This window comes from Bacillus sp. 22-7, from assembly GCF_010628845.1.
In the GTDB taxonomy this organism is placed as follows: Bacteria; Bacillota; Bacilli; order Bacillales; family Cytobacillaceae; genus Cytobacillus; species Cytobacillus firmus_B.
Map to the genome: position 1 here is coordinate 35358 of NZ_NJQY01000002.1, position 17606 is coordinate 52963.

General features: G+C 46.0%; 18 protein-coding genes and 1 riboswitch. All 18 genes read left to right on the top strand.

From position 1 onward, the window contains the following. Nucleotides 1-108: 108 nt before the first annotated feature. Nucleotides 109-287, top strand: a riboswitch (cobalamin riboswitch). A gap of 233 nt (nucleotides 288-520) precedes the next feature. Beyond that, a complete protein-coding gene (gene cobJ / locus CE058_RS00900) occupies nucleotides 521-2143 on the top strand; it encodes a precorrin-3B C(17)-methyltransferase (protein WP_163139670.1) in 1623 nt (540 codons plus the stop codon). A gap of 9 nt (nucleotides 2144-2152) precedes the next feature. After that, nucleotides 2153-2923, top strand: coding sequence for a precorrin-6A reductase (gene cobK, locus CE058_RS00905; RefSeq protein WP_163139672.1), 771 nt, complete (start codon nucleotides 2153-2155; stop codon nucleotides 2921-2923). Continuing rightward, complete coding sequence (locus tag CE058_RS00910) at nucleotides 2911-3585, top strand: precorrin-8X methylmutase (RefSeq protein ID WP_076258628.1); 675 nt, start codon at nucleotides 2911-2913, stop codon at nucleotides 3583-3585. Before cobK ends, CE058_RS00910 begins: the two co-directional genes overlap by 13 nt. Next, entirely contained in the window at nucleotides 3560-4696 is a 1137-nt protein-coding gene (locus tag CE058_RS00915) for a cobalt-precorrin-5B (C(1))-methyltransferase (RefSeq protein WP_163139805.1), read from the top strand. The genes CE058_RS00910 and CE058_RS00915 overlap by 26 nt, the downstream gene beginning before the upstream one ends. Continuing rightward, the gene (cbiE, locus tag CE058_RS00920) at nucleotides 4671-5864 is read left to right on the top strand and encodes a precorrin-6y C5,15-methyltransferase (decarboxylating) subunit CbiE (protein ID WP_163139807.1); all 1194 of its coding nucleotides are present in this window, start codon (nucleotides 4671-4673) and stop codon (nucleotides 5862-5864) included. The genes CE058_RS00915 and cbiE overlap by 26 nt, the downstream gene beginning before the upstream one ends. Further along, complete coding sequence (cobI, locus tag CE058_RS00925; RefSeq protein WP_048008639.1) at nucleotides 5865-6569, top strand: precorrin-2 C(20)-methyltransferase; 705 nt, start codon at nucleotides 5865-5867, stop codon at nucleotides 6567-6569. Next, nucleotides 6566-7348: a precorrin-4 C(11)-methyltransferase gene (cobM, locus tag CE058_RS00930; protein WP_163139674.1), complete on the top strand. Its 783-nt coding sequence runs from the start codon at nucleotides 6566-6568 to the stop codon at nucleotides 7346-7348. The genes cobI and cobM overlap by 4 nt, the downstream gene beginning before the upstream one ends. Continuing rightward, nucleotides 7341-8477 (top strand): cobalt-precorrin 5A hydrolase, encoded by a 1137-nt coding sequence (locus tag CE058_RS00935; protein WP_163139676.1) that lies wholly within the window; start codon nucleotides 7341-7343, stop codon nucleotides 8475-8477. The genes cobM and CE058_RS00935 overlap by 8 nt, the downstream gene beginning before the upstream one ends. Further along, nucleotides 8474-9859 (top strand): cobyrinic acid a,c-diamide synthase CobB, encoded by a 1386-nt coding sequence (locus CE058_RS00940; RefSeq protein ID WP_163139678.1) that lies wholly within the window; start codon nucleotides 8474-8476, stop codon nucleotides 9857-9859. The genes CE058_RS00935 and CE058_RS00940 overlap by 4 nt, the downstream gene beginning before the upstream one ends. After that, entirely contained in the window at nucleotides 9828-10457 is a 630-nt protein-coding gene (locus CE058_RS00945; protein WP_163139680.1) for a precorrin-2 dehydrogenase/sirohydrochlorin ferrochelatase family protein, read from the top strand. The genes CE058_RS00940 and CE058_RS00945 overlap by 32 nt, the downstream gene beginning before the upstream one ends. Further along, nucleotides 10454-11215, top strand: a complete 762-nt coding sequence (cobA, locus tag CE058_RS00950) for a uroporphyrinogen-III C-methyltransferase (protein WP_163139682.1) — start codon at nucleotides 10454-10456, stop codon at nucleotides 11213-11215. The genes CE058_RS00945 and cobA overlap by 4 nt, the downstream gene beginning before the upstream one ends. Next, on the top strand, nucleotides 11209-11763 hold the full coding sequence (locus tag CE058_RS00955; RefSeq protein ID WP_163139684.1) for a nitroreductase family protein: 555 nt from the start codon (nucleotides 11209-11211) through the stop codon (nucleotides 11761-11763). Before cobA ends, CE058_RS00955 begins: the two co-directional genes overlap by 7 nt. A 13-nt stretch (nucleotides 11764-11776) precedes the next feature. Next, the gene (locus CE058_RS00960; protein ID WP_048008646.1) at nucleotides 11777-12316 is read left to right on the top strand and encodes a cob(I)yrinic acid a,c-diamide adenosyltransferase; all 540 of its coding nucleotides are present in this window, start codon (nucleotides 11777-11779) and stop codon (nucleotides 12314-12316) included. 63 nt (nucleotides 12317-12379) lie between these two features. After that, a complete protein-coding gene (locus tag CE058_RS00965) occupies nucleotides 12380-13216 on the top strand; it encodes a class I SAM-dependent methyltransferase (protein WP_163139686.1) in 837 nt (278 codons plus the stop codon). Further along, nucleotides 13213-14253: a FecCD family ABC transporter permease gene (locus tag CE058_RS00970; protein WP_163139688.1), complete on the top strand. Its 1041-nt coding sequence runs from the start codon at nucleotides 13213-13215 to the stop codon at nucleotides 14251-14253. Before CE058_RS00965 ends, CE058_RS00970 begins: the two co-directional genes overlap by 4 nt. Nucleotides 14254-14255: 2 nt before the next feature. Beyond that, complete coding sequence (locus CE058_RS00975; protein WP_048008649.1) at nucleotides 14256-15020, top strand: ABC transporter ATP-binding protein; 765 nt, start codon at nucleotides 14256-14258, stop codon at nucleotides 15018-15020. Nucleotides 15021-15043: 23 nt separating this feature from the next. Then, nucleotides 15044-16030, top strand: coding sequence for an ABC transporter substrate-binding protein (locus CE058_RS00980; protein ID WP_163139690.1), 987 nt, complete (start codon nucleotides 15044-15046; stop codon nucleotides 16028-16030). 298 nt (nucleotides 16031-16328) lie between these two features. Next, nucleotides 16329-17525, top strand: coding sequence for a CbiX/SirB N-terminal domain-containing protein (locus CE058_RS00985; RefSeq protein WP_163139692.1), 1197 nt, complete (start codon nucleotides 16329-16331; stop codon nucleotides 17523-17525). Nucleotides 17526-17606: the final 81 nt, after the last annotated feature.

The window sequence follows — 17606 nt, forward strand, 5'->3', positions numbered from 1 at the left end:
TACCAAATCTTATTTCAAAAAGTCTAAGGCATTAACACAGCATTAAAAAAATTAAGAAAAAAATAATATGTCAAATTTGGTCATTATATGTTATATTAGTAAAAAATTAATATATCAATTTGAATAAGTGCTCACTATTTGTGAGGTAAAAGGGAAACCAGTGAAAATCTGGTACAGCCCCCGCTACTGTAATAGCTGATGAAATTACAATGCCACTGAGAAATCGGGAAGGTGTAAGAGTAAGAAGAAGCTTAAGTCAGGAAACCTGCTTATTTAAACGACACTTGCTTTTCGGAGGGAGAAGTATAGGCGGGACAATTATGATCAATTGTTTTTGGGTTTCAGTATGCTTATTTTTATACTGTCATTTCATATGCCTGTATTCCTTTGAAAAGGAGTGCAGGCATTTTTTATTTGGCAAGAATCATTGAACTTTGAGAACTAGATGGCGCAGGCCGCCTGCTTGAGCAGTAAGGCAGCAGGAAGGGCGCATGTGCTTTTCTTAATTGGAGGTAAGCCTATGAAAAAGGGGAAAATCTTTGTTGTCGGCTTTGGTCCTGGCGATCGTGAGCATATAACCAAACGGGCTGTGGATGCGCTGCAGATGAGTGATTGCATTATTGGCTACAAAACTTACGTAGATCTGATCATGCCATTCGTAACAGCAAGTTCCATTGTCAGCACTGGGATGACAGAAGAGGTATCCCGTGCGCAGGATGCAGTGAAACGGGCGGAAGCTGGCCATATTGTTTCCGTGATATCGAGCGGTGACTCGGGTGTATACGGCATGGCCGGCTTAGTGTATGAAGTGCTGATCGAAATGGGCTGGACGGAAGAAGAAGGAATCGATGTGGAAATTGTTCCTGGCATCTCTGCGATAAATTCATGTGCAAGTTTACTGGGTGCACCTGTCATGCATGACTCCTGCACCATCAGTCTGAGCGATCATTTAACACCCTGGACGGTGATCGAAAAGCGCATTGAAGCAGCCGGGATGGCGGATTTTGTCATTGCTTTATATAACCCGAAAAGCGGCCGGCGGACACGCCAGATTGTCGAGGCACAAAGGATTCTATTAAAATATCGTTCTCCTGATACACCAGTGGGGCTGGTGAAAAGTGCTTACCGTGAAAATCAAAATGTCATTCTGACGACACTGGCGGAAATGCTTGATCATGATATTGGCATGCTGACAACAGTTGTGATCGGGAATTCCTCCACTTTCTTTTATGACAATAAAATCATTACACCAAGAGGCTATCAGCGCAAGTATACGCTTGGTGAAGAGAAGCAAACCTTAAAGCCGCATCAGCGTTTAAAAAAGGAAGCGGAGCCATGGGCATTAAATCAGGAAACCGGGGAAGCACAGGCCGGCTACGAGCAGATCCAGAGAAAAAGACAAGAATCCAGCTCTTTGGATATGGCATTTAAGGCATTATCGATGGTGACGAAATCGGAGATTGACCAAACACATTTGGTGCAGCAGCCAATCGTAGATATTTTTGAATTTGCGGCATCGCCTGGTGTTGCCAATAAATTTATTACAGCTGACCAAATGCGTGTACTGGCAGAAGCTGTTGGCAAGAAAGGCACCATGGAATATACACCGGATCACCGATTTTTAATCAAGATTCCAACCGGACGGCCTCAGTCGATTGTGGAAAAACTCGAACAGCATGATCTGACAGTCATGCCGGTAGGTGATGTTCTAAATGTAAAAGCCTGCGATTTTTGCTACGGGGAGAAGGCAGAATCCATTCCATATGCAGAGGAAATTGCAGCTGAACTTGGCGGCTTAAAGCTACCAAAGGAACTGCATATTGGCTTTAATGGCTGTGGTATGGCCTGCTATCGGGCGGTATTTGATGATATCGGCATTGTTTACCGCAAGAAGAAGTTTGATTTATTTATCGGGGCAAAGCCGGTTGGCCGTACAGCCCATGCTGCCCAGCCGGTGGCAGAGGGAATTGAGCCTGAACAGCTGGTGCCGTTATTAAAGGAGATTATCGAAGAATACAAAGAAAATGCGCATCCAAATGAACGGCTTTTTAAATATTTTAAGCGCGTGAAAAAAATTCAGTATTTTACCTATCAGGATATGAGCTCCAAGATCGAAGTAGAGCCGGCACCATGCGGGGATTAGGAGGATCTCATGATTTTATTTTTAGCAGGCACAAGTGATGCGAGAGCATTAGCCATTCAATTGAAAAATCAAGGTTATCCCTTATTGGCAACCGTTGTCACAGAATCGGCAGCTGACAGCTTGAAAGCTGAAGGCATTTCTTATAAAGTGGGGCGGCTGTCAGACAATGACATGATTGAATTAATTCAGATGCAAGAGATGACCACTGTAATTGATGCCAGTCATCCCTATGCGGAAGAAGCGTCAAAAACGGCCATGTCAGCAGCTAAAGCATGCAGCATTCCTTACATACGTTACGAAAGGCCAAATGAACAGTTTACCTCAAAGCTCATCACTGAAGCTGAAAGCTATGAGGAAGCAGCAAAATTGGCTCAATCGCATAAAGGGACAATCATGCTGACAACCGGCAGCAAAACGCTGGAAATCTTCACAAAATATCTGATGCGGGAGGAGATCCGGCTTGTATGCAGGATGCTCCCAAACATAGGAAACATGGAAAAATGCGATAAGCTTGGCGTTAAACAAAAGGACATCATTGCGATCCAGGGGCCATTTTCCGAATCATTAAACAAAGCTCTTTGTGAGCAATACGGTGTAACCCTGATGATTACAAAAGAAAGCGGCAAAGTGGGATCTGTGGATGAAAAAATGACAGCTGCTCTGGAGATGGGGATTCCTGTTATTTTGATTAAGCGGCCGCCACTTCATTATGAAAACTTTTGCACTTCTTTCGAAGAAGTGACTCAAAAATTGGGAGGGCTTTACACATGGCAAACATGAACTTTAATACCACATTTGTACCGGTAACGGTAGATCCGGATAAAATTTATGATCACAGCTTCGCGATTATTAAAGAGGAGATGGGCGAGCATCCATTTACAAATGAGCAGTGGCTGGTGGTTCGGCGTGTCATCCATGCCTCGGCCGATTTCGAGCTGGGGCGAAGCATGATTTTTACACCAGATGCCATTGAAGCAGGGGTTCAATCGATTTTAGCAGGCCGTCATGTCGTGGCAGATGTACAGATGATTGAAAGCGGGTCAGGACGCAAGCGATTCCAAAAGCATGGCGGGGACCTGCATTGTTATATTGCGGATGAAGATGTTTCTAAAGAAGCAAAGGCACAGGGAACAACACGTGCGATCATTTCCATGCAAAAAGCAACGAGTCTGCATGAAGGGGGCATCTATGCTATCGGCAATGCGCCAACAGCACTGCTGGAATTGATTCGTTTAATTAAAGAAGGCCTCGCAAAACCTGACTTAATTATTGGCATGCCAGTCGGCTTTGTATCAGCGGCAGAGTCCAAAGCCGAGCTGGCCGTGCTTGAAGGGATCCCATTTATTACGAATGCAGGGAGAAAGGGTGGCAGTACAGTGACGGTCGCTGCGCTGAATGCCATTTCGATTATGGCGGATGAACGGGCAAAAGCAGCGAAATAAAAAAGATCCATCCCAAATGCGGCACGGCTATACGACAGGTGCCTGTGCCGCAGCCATGACAAAGGCAGCGCTGCAGGCACTTGTGACCGGAGAGGTGCCAAATGAAGTTACGATTTATCTGCCGGTTGGCCAGTATGCCACTTTTAAAGTGACGGCTTTTGATAGGTCAGATGGCCGGGTCATGTGCGAAACGATCAAAGATGCCGGGGACGACCCGGACGCCACACATCAGGCACGAATTCAAAGTACGGTCACTTATGCCATAACAGAAGGCATCCATTTAGATGGCGGGATCGGTGTAGGACGGGTCACGAAAGCCGGGCTGCCAGTAGCGGTAGGGCAGGCAGCGATCAACCCGGTGCCGCGTAAAATGATCCATGGTGTCGTCCAGGAAGCAATGGACAAATATAAAGTAAATCGGGGCATTGAAGTAGTCATTTCGGTTCCGGACGGTGCAGAAATAGCTGAAAAAACATTGAATGGCCGATTAGGAATTATCGGAGGAATCTCGATATTAGGAACAAGGGGAACGGTGGTTCCATTTTCCAGTTCCGCCTATATGGCAAGTATCGCTCAGGCGATCAATGTGGCAAAAGAAGCAGGATGTGAGCATTTAGTCATTACAACAGGCGGACGCAGTGAGAAATTTGCCATGAAGCAGTATCCGAATTTGCCGGAAGAAGCCTTTATCGAAATGGGCGACTTTGTCGGTTTTACTTTGAAGAATATAGCAAGGAAGAAGATTCCCAAAGTCTCTCTTGTAGGGATGATGGGGAAATTCTCAAAGGTTGCACAGGGAGTCATGATGGTGCACTCGAAAAGTGCACCAGTCAGTTTCGAGTTTTTAGCAGGTATGGCCAATAAAGTGGGAGTCAGTGAGGAAATTCAGCAGGACATTTTACAGGCAAATACGGCTTCACAGGTGGGTGAAATCCTTCAGGGAAACGAAGAATTCTTTGAAGCCCTTTGCCGAAACTGCTGCTATTATGCACTGAATCATATGAACGCAAGCGTCAAAGTTTCGACAACTCTGTATGCCATGAACGGAAGCTGTCTAGGAAAGGCTGAGAATATTGACAAATTGGATGAAGATGATTGGTATCGGGGATAATGGCGCAGCAGGCTTGCTCCCCTCATACATAGACTGGATTCATGAATGTGATGTCCTGGTCGGCGGGGAACGCCATTTGCAATTTTTCCGGGAATTTAATGGAGAGAAAAAAGTGATTAAAGGCGGCTTGTCGGCCTTAACGGCTGACCTGCAGCAGGAAACACGCAATACGGTTATTTTGGTGTCGGGTGATCCGCTGTTTTACGGGCTTGGCAGTGTATTAGCAAAAAAGCTTCCATTGGAGATTTATCCTTATACAAGCTCTGTTCAGCTCGCTTTTTCAAAAATGCAGGAGAGCTGGCAGGATGCGTATATTGTCAGCCTGCACGGACGTTCTATTAAAGGCTTTGCCCAAAGAATTGACGGGCGGAAAAAGATTGCTATTTTAACAGATGAGAAGAATTCACCTCAGGCCATTGCAGCGTATTTAAAGAAGTTCGGCATGACGGAGTATGATGCTTTTGTTGCTGAAAATCTGCAGGGGGAAGATGAACGCTGCCGCTTTTTCACTTTGGATGAAATGGAGCAATCGTCTTTTTATCCCTTGAATGTGGTGATTTTAAAGCAGCGTGTGTCAGTGGAGCGTGCCTCACTGGGAATTCCGGATGATAAGTTCGTACAGAGAAAGCCGGATAAAGGCCTGATTACGAAAAAGGAGATCAGGACTCTTTGTCTGCAGGAATTAGAGCTGAAGGAAAACAGCATCGTCTGGGATATCGGTACCTGCACCGGCTCGGTTGCAATTGAAGCAGCGAAAATAGCCCGGGAAGGTGCCGTGTATGCGATTGAAAAGAATGAGGGCGATCTGGAAAACTGCCTGGAGAATCAATTAAAGCATCGGACAGATTTCACGGCAGTCCTTGGAAAGGCGCCTGAGAGGCTGGATGAATTTCCAGATCCGCATGCGATTTTTATTGGAGGCAACGGCGGGAATATGGAGCTTTTATTGAAATCATGCCTTTCACGGCTGCAGCCAAATGGACGGCTCGTTATGAATATTGCCACAATCGAAAATCTCGCAGAAGCGATGCAGCATTTGAAAAATCGGGGCTGCGAAGTATCCGTAATGCAGGCACAGATTTCTAAAAGCAAGCCAATCCTGCATTTAACGCGCTTCGAACCGTTAAATCCCATTTTTATTGTGACTGCAAAGAAAGGAAAGAACTAAATGAGAATCGGAACTTTATATGGATTAGGAGTCGGGCCGGGAGATCCGGAATTAATCACGGTAAAAGCATTCCGCAAATTACAGGAAAGCCCGGTCATTGCTTATCCAAAAAAATTAAGAGGCAGTAAATCCTACGCCCATCAAATTGTAGACATGTATATAAATCCCGAAGAAAAAGAAATGCTCGGTTTGGTTTTTCCAATGACAAAAGACGAAGAGACATTAAGGGCTGAATGGACAAAATCCGCAAAAGCTATTTATGGCTTTCTGTCTCAGGGAAAAGATGTAGCATTCGTTACGGAAGGGGATCCGATGCTATTCAGCACATTTATCCATTTAATGAAGCTGATGCAGAAGATGCATCCCGATGTTCCAATTGAAACGGTAGCTGGCATCTCGTCTTTTAATGGTTCTGTTAATCGCTTGGGAATTGCCCTGGCTGATGGCGATGACCATGTCGCGATGATTCCGGCAACCGAGAATATGGAGGAAATGCGGCGGGTGATTGAAACTCATGATGCGATTGTCTTCATTAAAGTAGCGAAAGTATTGGACGATATGCTGAATCTATTGGATGAAATGAGTTTATTGGACAAAACACATGTTGTGACAAAGGTTACATCTGACGAAGAGGTCATATGGAATGTGCAGGAGCTACGTGGTGCTGAATTAAATTACTTGTCATGTATGGTGGTGCGCAAATGAAAAAAATATGGATTATCGGAGCAGGACCTGGAGATCCAGATTTAATTACGGTAAAAGGCTTAAAGCTATTAAATAACGCTGATGTTGTCATGTACACTGACTCCCTTGTCAGCGAGACTTTAGTGGCGGAAGCCAAGGAGTCGGCGGAGATTATCCGTACAGCCGGAATGCATCTTGAAGAAATGGTGGAATGCATTGTCGAGCGTGTTCAAGAAGGCAAAACAGTAGTGCGTTTACATACAGGCGACCCTGCGATGTACGGGGCAACGATGGAGCAAGTGGCACTATTGAAACAGCACGATATAGACTGTGAAGTTGTGCCGGGGGTGAGTTCTGTTTTTGCCTCTGCAGCAGCAGTCGGGGCAGAGCTGACGATTCCGGATTTAACACAAACGCTTATTTTAACAAGGGCTGAGGGGCGGACACCAGTGCCGGAGCGTGAAAAATTACAGGCTTTGGCCAGCCATCATTGTACAATCGCGATGTTTCTGAGTGCGACCTTAACAAAGAAAATCACAAAGGAACTGCAGGCAGCCGGATGGGAAGACAATACACCAGTTGCGGTTGTGCAGCGTGCTTCTTGGCCGGATCAGAAAATTGTCCGCACCACTCTGTCTGAGCTGGACGAAGCGATGCGTGTCAACGGAATCCGCAAGCATGCGATGATTCTGGCAGGCTGGGCATTGGACCCGCATATCCATGAAAAAGAATACCGCTCGAAGCTATATGACAAAACGTTCACACATGGCTTCCGTAAAGGTGTGACGGCGAATGATTAGTTTGCGCGAAGGTGAAATGCCGGTAATTGATAAGCGCAAACCCTATGCTCTTGTTGCCATTACAAAGCATGGGGTGGCGCATGCAAGAAGCTATGCGGAAATATTCCCGTATGCAGACCTGTATTATATGAAAAAATTCGAACAGGGTGATGAAGAAGCACGGCAAATTCAGTTATTTGATGGCACGGTCCGCCTATTATTGCCCGCATTATTCCAGCAGTATAAAGGGATAATCTGCATCATTTCCCTCGGTGCTGTCGTCCGCATGACTGCCCCGCTTTTGATCGATAAAAAGACGGACCCTGGTGTGCTGGTGGTTGATGATAAAGGCCAGTATGTCATCAGCGTGTTATCCGGCCATATTGGCGGTGCTAATGCCTTAACCCATGAATTTGCCCATGCCATTGGGGCGTCGCCCGTTGTGACCACCGCATCAGATGTTCAAAAAACGATTCCTGTCGATTTATTTGGCGCCCAATTCGGGTGGATGTGGGATAGTGAAGAAAAATTAACACCTGTCAGTGCATCGGTTGTCAATGAAGATCATGTGGCAATCGTGCAGGAAACAGGGGAAAAGAATTGGTGGATGTACGACCGGGAAATGCCGGACAATCTAAAAATCTATCAATCTATAGAGGAAGCCATCAAGGCAAAGCCACAAGCGGCACTCCTTATTACAGATCGCATTCTAGTGCCGCATGAAGAGGCGCTGCTTGAGAATGGCGTCCTGTACCGTCCAAAATCAATTGTTCTTGGAATTGGCTGCAATCGAGGAACGTCAATGGCAGAGATTGAAAGAGTAATCGATGAAACATTGGCGGAGCAAGGTTTGAGCAAAAAAAGTGTCAAAGCGATTGCATCTATTAATCTGAAAAAAGACGAGGCAGCCCTGCTGGAATTAACAGCTAAATATAACTGGCCGTTTGTTACATACACACCTGAAGAGCTGAATGAGATTCCTATGCAGAATCCGTCGGACACCGTCTTTAAATATACCGGCGCTTATGGGGTCAGCGAGCCGGCGGCCATGAGGTATGCAAATGCGAAGGAATTGCTGCTGGCGAAAAAGAAGAGCGGCAATGTGACCATCAGCATTGCACGCATCAATTTTGAGGAGGGAAGAGGATGAATCGATTTGTTTTGGCCGGGACTGGAAGCGGTGTTGGAAAAACAACCTTCACGATCGGCATTATGCGTGCACTGATGAAGCGGGGGTTAACCGTGCAGGGCTTTAAATGCGGCCCGGATTACATTGACCCGGCGTATCACACAGCAGTCACCAAACGCTCTTCCCGAAATATTGATAGTTTCATGATGTCCCATGATACCGTGAATGCCATTGTCGCAAGAGCAAGCTGCGATACTGATGTATCAGTTATTGAGGGAGTGATGGGCTTTTATGACGGCAAATCACCATTATCCAATGAAGGATCTGCTGCCCATATTAGCGGAATTACAAAAAGTCCCGTCATTCTAATAGTTAATGCGGCAAGTATGGCTAGAAGTGCGGCGGCGATTGTCAAAGGTTTTCAAATGCTTGATGAAAGTTCCCATATCGTTGGTGTCCTTGCCAATCAATTAGGAAGCAAAAGTCATTTTGACATTGTTAAATCAGCGATTGAACAAGAATGCGGAATTCCTGTCATTGGTTATCTCCCAAAAGGAGCTGTTCCTGTGATGCCGAGCCGCCATCTGGGATTAGTGCCGGCCATTGAACGCGGTGATTTAGATTCCTATTTTGAAAGTTTGGCAGAAGCGATTGAAGAAACAGTCGATATAGATCAGCTTCTGGAACTAACGAAAGCCCAAGTCCTGGAGGTTTCCTCTTCGATTTTTGATGCACAGCCAGAAAGACAGGAAGTACATATTGCGGTTGCCAGAGATGCGGCCTTTAACTTTTACTATGAAGAAAACTTAGAATTGCTGCGAGCCCATGGTGCCACATTGCATTTCTTCTCACCGCTCGATAACGAGGAAGTTCCTGAAAGAGCACAGGGGCTTTATATCGGCGGCGGCTTCCCGGAAGAGTTTGCTGAAGCTCTGGCAAAAAATGAAGCATCAAAACTTTCCATCAAGGCGGCGCTGGAGAAGGGTCTGCCGACATTGGCAGAATGCGGCGGATTTATGTATTTAACAGAAGAAATTGTGGATCGAAAAGGACAGGCATTCCCGATGATCGGTGTAATTCCGGGCCGGGTCAGGATGCAGGATAAATTAGCTGCACTCGGGTATCGGGAAATCACAGGTGTTCCTGGCAACTTCCTAATGAATGAAGGAGAGCAGGCAAAAGGGCATGAATTCCATTACTCGGCATATGAAGGAGAGCACTCATCACCGGCTTACTTTTGCAAGGGCCGCTTCCGGTCTCAGAAGGAAGGCTATTTAACTGATAATCTTGCAGCCGGCTATACACACTTTCATTTTGCATCGAATCCTCAGCTTGTGAAAAATTGGCTGTCAGCTTGTTTGGAGGCAGGATATGAATTATTTCCCGTTATTAATGAATCTTGATTATAAAAAGGTGGTTATTGTCGGTGGCGGACATGTGGCACGCCAGAAGGCTGAGGCGCTGCTGCCGACAAAAGCCCAAGTAACTGTGATCAGCCCAACGGTAACTGAAAAATTGCAGCAATATATCAATAAAGGACTTCTGATATGGAAAGAAAAATCTTTCGAACCGGCTGATTTAGATGACGCGGCCCTGATATTCGCTGTCACAAACGACGAAGAAGTAAACAATGCAGTGGAAGAAGCCGCACAGCATTGGCAGCTGCTCAGCCGGGCAGATGCAAAGGGCAGGGTGGATTTCATTAATCCCGCAGTTGTCCGCCGCGGTGAATTCGTTTTGACCGTATCTACATCTGGCGGGAGCCCGGGTCTGACCCGCAAAGTGAAGGGAGAATTAGCAGAGCAATATGGAGAGCATTACGCCCAGTATGTATCTTTTTTGAAGGAAGCCCGTCAGCGAATCTTAGAGAAGTTTACCGGGAATGAGAAAAAGCAGCTGTTGGCAGAGCTTTTGCATCCGCAAGTTCTGGAGTGGATGGAGCAAGGGGATAAGCAAAAATGTGAAGAATGGCTGCTTAAGCGTTTAGGAGAAAAGCAATGAGAGGATTTGTCTATATTGTTGGAGCTGGACCTGGTGACCCCAAACTGCTGACAATTCGCGGATTGGAGTGCATTCAGCAGGCTGATGTAATTTTATATGACCGTCTGGTGAATAGTGAGTTATTAACACATGCAAAAGCAGATGCAGAGCTGATTTATTGCGGAAAAGAGCCGGGCAGGCATGGATTGATTCAGGATGAAATCCATCAGGTCCTGGTACAACAGGCAAACCTTGGCAGGCAGGTGCTGCGCTTAAAGGGTGGCGACCCTTTTGTGTTTGGACGCGGCGCAGAAGAAGCGGCCATTTTGCGGGAAGCAGGTATTCCCTTTGAAATTGTTCCTGGTATAACCGCCGGGATTGCTGCGCCTGCTTATGCAGGGATTCCTGTGACACACCGTGATCACGCGGCAAGCTTTGCCATTGTGACAGGCCATGGCCGCGCCGAAAAAGAGCAGGACTTTTTAAAGTGGTCTGCTCTTGCTCAAATTGACACTGTCGCTTTTTATATGAGCATTGGCAACATTGCTCACATTACGAAAAGTTTAATAGCCAATGGCAAAAGCGGAACAACCCCAGCCGCTGTTATTGAATGGGGCACAACTGCCAATCAGCGGACGATTACGGGAACGCTCGAAAATATTGCAGAGGATATCCAGGTTCATGGCATCTCGAATCCATCGATGATTTTGGTTGGAGATGTGGTTGGAATACGGGATCAAATTGCCTGGTTTATAGAAAAGGAGCATGAATTATGTTAGAAGCCTTGAAAAAACGACGTGCGATTCGAAACTTTGAACCGCACGAAGTAGAACGGAATAAAATCGAAACATTATTGGCAGCAGCCACATATGCACCAAATGACCGCATGCGTGAGCCATGGCATTTCTATGTATTGCAGGGAGAAAGTTTAAAACGCTACGAGCAGGTTGCACTTGATTACCTGCAAAAACGCTTTCCGTCGAAGCCGCATTTAGTGAAAAGCTCCATGGAAGCCATCACGAAAACACCACTGATCATCGTCGTGACATCCGCCATTGTGGAAGGAGATGAAGGGGCAACTAAAGATAATGTCTTTGCCGTAAGCAGTGCGATCATGTCGATGTGGCTGATGGCCGAACAGCTGGGATTAGGCATGGTATGGCGTACAAGAGGCGTTGGCTTGGTGCATGATACCGCACTGCATGATTTTATCGGTGCATCCGGCCAGGAGCAATTAGTGGGGACGCTATGCATCGGCTATCCGGCAGAAGAAATTGCTGCCGAAAAAAAGCGTACCCCATTTGCTGAAAAGACAACTTGGCTGTAAGGAGGAATGGTTTATGCCACAAAAAGGAATGCTGCTGGTTTATACAGGAGATGGCAAAGGAAAAACAACCGCCTCGCTTGGTGTAACATTAAGGGCAATTGGCCGGGGCATGAAGGTGAAATACTTTCAATTTATTAAATCACCGGAGCGTACATATGGTGAACAGCTGGCCCTCAGGAAACTTGGTGTTGAAACTGTGCAGCTGGGAATCGGGTTTACATGGACGAAAACACCGGAGGAGCACCGTGAAGCACTTGCGACCGCCTGGCAGACAGTAAAAGAAGAATTAAAAAATGAAACAACAGATGTGTTAGTGCTGGACGAACTGAATAATGCTCTGGCCATTACACGTTTTCCCATTGACGATGTGCTGCCATTATCTGAGGTGCTGGAGGCCATTCAAAACCGTCCTGGATCGATGCATTTGGTGATCACAGGGCGTTCTGCACATCCAGCCATTCTCGAATTGGCCGATTTAGTTTCTACCATCGATGCCACCAAACATTATTATGCCGAACAGGAAGTTAAAGCCATGAAGGGGCTGGAGTTTTAAGCAGCTCCTCCCGAGTATTTAGGCCTGTATCTAGTTAGGTTTTGGAAACTGAGGAGAATTTCAATGATAAAAGAATCCCTTTTGCAATACGATTTTGAGAAGCTCTGGAAAGAAGGCATGCTGGATTGGCATGGCAGGATGCCGGAGCGAATGGTTGATGATGAGCTGGAGGAAGCCTTTTGGATGCAATCCATGAAGAAAAAAAGATACAAGCAAACAGATGAGTATGCCAAAAGGATCTACGAAAAAATGAAGCCGCATATCCCGGAAGACTCAAGCTGTATTGAATTCGGTCCGGGATGGGGGAACTATACCTTTCCGCTCAGCCAGGATGCCGGAAGTTTAACTCTGGTGGATGGTTCAAAGAGTGTGCTCGCATACTTAAAGCAGTACTTTGAAGAGGATGCCCGTATCCAGTTTGTCCACAGTAAATGGGAAGAAGCACAATTGGAGCCGCATGATATTGTGGTGGGGGTGAACTGCTTTTATCGAATGTATGAAATGAATGAAGCACTGAAGAAAATGAACAGGCTGGCAAAAAAACGTGCCATAATCGGCTTAACGACTGGCCCTATTCAGCCGCATTACGTCCTGTTGGATGAGCAGTTTGGCTATGACATTAAATACCCGCGCCGGGATTATATCATGATCGTCAATATGCTGTACCAGTTAGGCATTTATGCAGATTGTGAAATGATAAAGCTTGAGCGGGAGCATCGTTATGATACATGGCAGCAGTTAATTGATGCCCAGAGCAAGAAAATCTTATCTCCCCGGTTTGAACAAACACATGTGGGTGCCTCATTGGAACGATTTATTTCCAAAGAGGATGGCGGGTATGTGTACCGTTATCCTTTCCATGCGGCAATCATCAGCTGGGAGCCTGTGAAGCATATATGACAAGGGGACGGTTTGCATTACTGATGGCTGCCCTGGCCGCTGGGCTGCTTGCTTCCATGACTCTAGCAGTGATGGTAGGATCTGTGGACATTACCCCAAGCCTTATTTGGGAAGTGCTCTTCTCCAAGCTGGGTCTATTCATAGATACAGATGCTACTAATGCACAGAAGGTTATTATTTGGAATATACGATTCCCCCGTATTGTACTTGCTGCCATAGTAGGTGCCGCATTGGCCATTTGCGGGGCAGCCATTCAGGCATTAGTGAAAAATTCGATAGCAGATCCTTACATTCTCGGAGTATCTTCCGGAGCATCCGTTGGAGCGGCATCTGTCATTTTACTTGGTGCATTCAGCGTTTTGGGGGAGTATGCCATTTCCCTTGCCGCATTTTTAGGGGCCATTTTTGCGGTCATGATTGTGTTTTTTTTAGCACGCGTCAATGGGCGCATGTCGGTCATTCGCCTGCTATTGGCGGGGATTGCGGTTTCGATGGTGTTATCCGCCATTACCAATTTTATGCTGATGATGTCCAAGCAGCAGGGCGGCATTCAAGCGGTCATGCATTGGATGCTCGGCAGTCTGGCGGGCGCGAAATGGTCCAATCTTGGCATTCCATTTTTTTCACTGCTGCTTGTTTTTATTCTGCTGCTCGTGAATTATCGGCAGCTTAATGCTTTATTGCTTGGTGAGGAAACGGCCGCGACACTTGGCGTGAATCTGGACCGTTTTCGGATCTTTATCATTCTCTTTGTATCCCTTCTGACCGGTGTGGTCGTCGCTGTCAGCGGAAGCATTGGCTTCGTCGGGCTGATTATTCCTCACATCGTGCGGATGCTGGCGGGTTCAAATTACAAACTGGTTCTGCCGATAAGCGCTCTGATCGGTGCCATCTTCTTAGTTTGGGCGGATATGGCTGCACGTATGGTGCTGGCGCCTGAAGAAATGCCAATCGGAATTATTACCGCCATTTGCGGAAGCCCATTCTTTATCTGGATGCTCAGGCGAAAGCGTTATTCTTTTGGGGACGGTGAATAGTGATGATCCTGGTCAAAAATATGTCCTTTTCAGTGCCGGACAAGCAAATCTTAAACAATATCACTTTTTCGGTGCAACAGGGAAAATTCATTGGCATCATTGGACCGAATGGCAGCGGAAAGTCGACAATGCTCAAAATCATTTATCGTCATTTAAAACAAACGAGCGGTTTCGTGACGTTAAATGAAAAAGATATTCTCGATATCCCGCAGAAAAAGCTTGCTCAGGAGTTAGCTGTTGTAAGTCAGGAAACTCCGGTACTCTTTGATTTTACGGTAAAGGACTTGGTCATGATGGGGCGGATGCCTTACAAGAAATGGCTTTCCGCTGACAATCAGGATGACTTTGCCATTGCAGAAGAAAGCATGGTGCTTGCAAATGTGATTCACCTGGAAAACCGCATGTTTAACCAATTATCAGGCGGCGAGAAGAAACGGGTGATGCTCGCACGCGCCCTGGCACAGCAGGCAAACATATTAATTCTTGATGAACCGACCAATCATCTGGATATTGAACATCAATATCAATTAATGGATTTAGTAAAAGATCTGCCGATCACGATTGTGGCAGCGCTCCATGATTTAAACCTGGCAGCCGGGTATTGTGATGAGCTGCTGGTCATGAACGAGGGAGCTCTTTATATGTCGGGGACACCTGAGCAAGTCCTGACGGAAGAAACATTGAAGGAAGTCTTCCATATGCAGGCAGGTGTTTCGAAAAACCCATTTACCAAAAAACTTCATCTATTTTTTCACACAAACAATTAAAGTGAATTGAGGGACATATGAACATGAAAAGCAGCAGAATTTGGGTTTTCCTGGTTTTAGCGGCAGCATTATTATTAGCCGCATGCTCAGCAGAAAAAGCAAACACAGCAAAGGTGAAAAGTGAGCAAGCGGAGCAGACGGAGAAAGTGGTTATTGAAAATGAAGGCTTTGTGAATGAATACGAAGAAGCGCCGAAGAATGCAATATCATTAAATCAGCATGTGACCGAAATCATGCTGGCACTTGGTTTAGAAGATTCCATGGCTGGCACTGCATTCTTGGATAACGAGATTTATGAGCCATTACAGAAGGCGTACGACAAGGTACCAGTATTGGCCGAGCAATATCCATCAAAGGAGCAAGTCATCTCTGCGGAAGCTGACTTTCTATATGGCGGCTGGGACAGTGCCTTCAATGAGAAAAACATTGCAACACGTGAAGAACTAAAGGAATTAGGCATTAACAGCTACTTACAATCTTCATCTGTTAAAGTGGCACCCACCCTGGAAGATATCTATAGTGACATCCGAAATATCGCAAAAATTTTCCGGGTCGAAGAACGAGGTGAAAAACTAATTCAACAAATGAATCAAGAAATTGACGCCATTAGTTCCCAATTGCCGGAAGTAAAAGAGCCGCTGGATGTCCTGGTTTACGACAGCGGCGAAACCGATGTATTCACCGCCACACAAAACTTCATGAATACACTTGTCACAATGGCAGGCGGGCACAATGTCTTTGGAGATGTAAAAGGCAATTGGGCCACTGTCTCAAAAGAAGATGCAGTAGAACGCCAGCCTGATGTCATTGTAGTAATAGATTATGGATCAACTACTGCAGAACAAAAAATAAAATTCCTAAAAAAGGACCCAGCCTTAAGCCAGACACCAGCCGTACAAAACGAACGCTTTGTCATCCTCCCGCTGTCGGCAGCATCTGAAGGGGTTCGTGTTGGGGAAGCGCTGGAGGTTTTGGCCAAGGGTTTCTATCCAGAAGCATTTAGGAATTAGGTGATTGTGCGTTTTTGTGGATTTTTGAACTAAAATTTATCCGCTGAGTTGATTGGAGCGGAGGGCACTTGATCCTCGAAAATGCTGACGCATTTCCTTCGTGCGGGGGTCATTCGAGGGAGCTTATTCAATGTCCTGCTGGAGGAGAGGGAGCGGGAGACCCCGCAGGCGAAGCCGAGGAGGCTCCCGTTCCTCCCCGCGGAAAGCAAGTGCCCGCAGCGGAAAGCAACGGGATTTATACTAAGCCTAAACAAGATTTCAAGATAGAGTATCAAATTTAATAGAGGGAGGTCACCCAATGACAACCTGGAACCTAACACAAATGCAGCGCCACCTGCTAATATGCAACGGCGCAACCTGCATGAGTGCAGGTGCAGAAGAAGTCACAACGCAAATACGCGATGAAATCCGGAAAAACCGATTAGACGAGCATATTCACACATCCCGTACACGCTGCAACGGCCGCTGTAAAGACAAATGCGTCGTCATTGATTACCCAAAAGGAACCTGGTATTCAGTCCAGCAGGAAGAAACAGCCCGCAGCATCGTTCATGAAGCAGTGAAAAAAGAGTCGATCATCTATTCAATGGAACACGGCGAACGCAAACGCAATGAAAACCGCATTAAAGGAATTGATAAATACAAAAAAGGTAAAGGGCCAATGAAAAAAGCTGTCTTATTTGTCGGCCACGGCAGCAGGATGGAGGCAGGGAATAACGAAGTCCGCCGATTCATCGATCAAATGAGAAACGACATTGACCCGGCCCTTCTGGTAGAAACCTGCTTCTTAGAATTTGCATCTCCCAATATTGAAGATGGCATTCAGCTTTGTGCTGAAAAAGGGGCAGATGAAATCCATGTCATTCCCATCATCTTATTACATGCCGGACACTCCAAGCTGCACATACCGGCAGAAATTGAACATGCCAAAGAGCACTTCCCTGATATTCAGTTTACCTATGGCCTGACGATAGGAGTTCATGAGGAAGTTCTTGAAATATTAAAGTCAAGACTTGCTGAAACCGGTTTTGATGTTAATCAAACGCATGAAGATACAGCTATTTTATTAATCGGACGAGGCGGCAGCGATCCCTATGCCAATGCAGATTTTTATAAGATAAGCAGATTGCTGTGGGAAAAGTTAAATGTATCATCCGTTGAATGTGCCTTCATGGGGGTCACAATGCCAACCGTCAATGATGGTATAGACCGCTGCATTAAACTGGGCGCCAAACGAATCATCATGCTGCCCTATTTCTTATTTACCGGCATTTTAATGGAAAGAATGAACAAAATGGCCGAACAGTTTAAAGAAAGCTATCCTCATTTATCAATAGATATCGCAGAATACTTCGGATACCATCCAAAGCTGAGAACCGTCCTGCTGGAGCGAATGAACCAGGCCCTCGATGGCACTTCAACTGGAATGCAGGACCTGGAAAATTTCCGTAAATATGCGGAAGAACATGGCTATGAACATCATCACCATCATTAAAATGAATAATTCCTATATGATTATTATTCCGGCTGCCAATTGGCAGTCTTTTTTATAAGAAGTTCAGGTGCAATGCTTTAG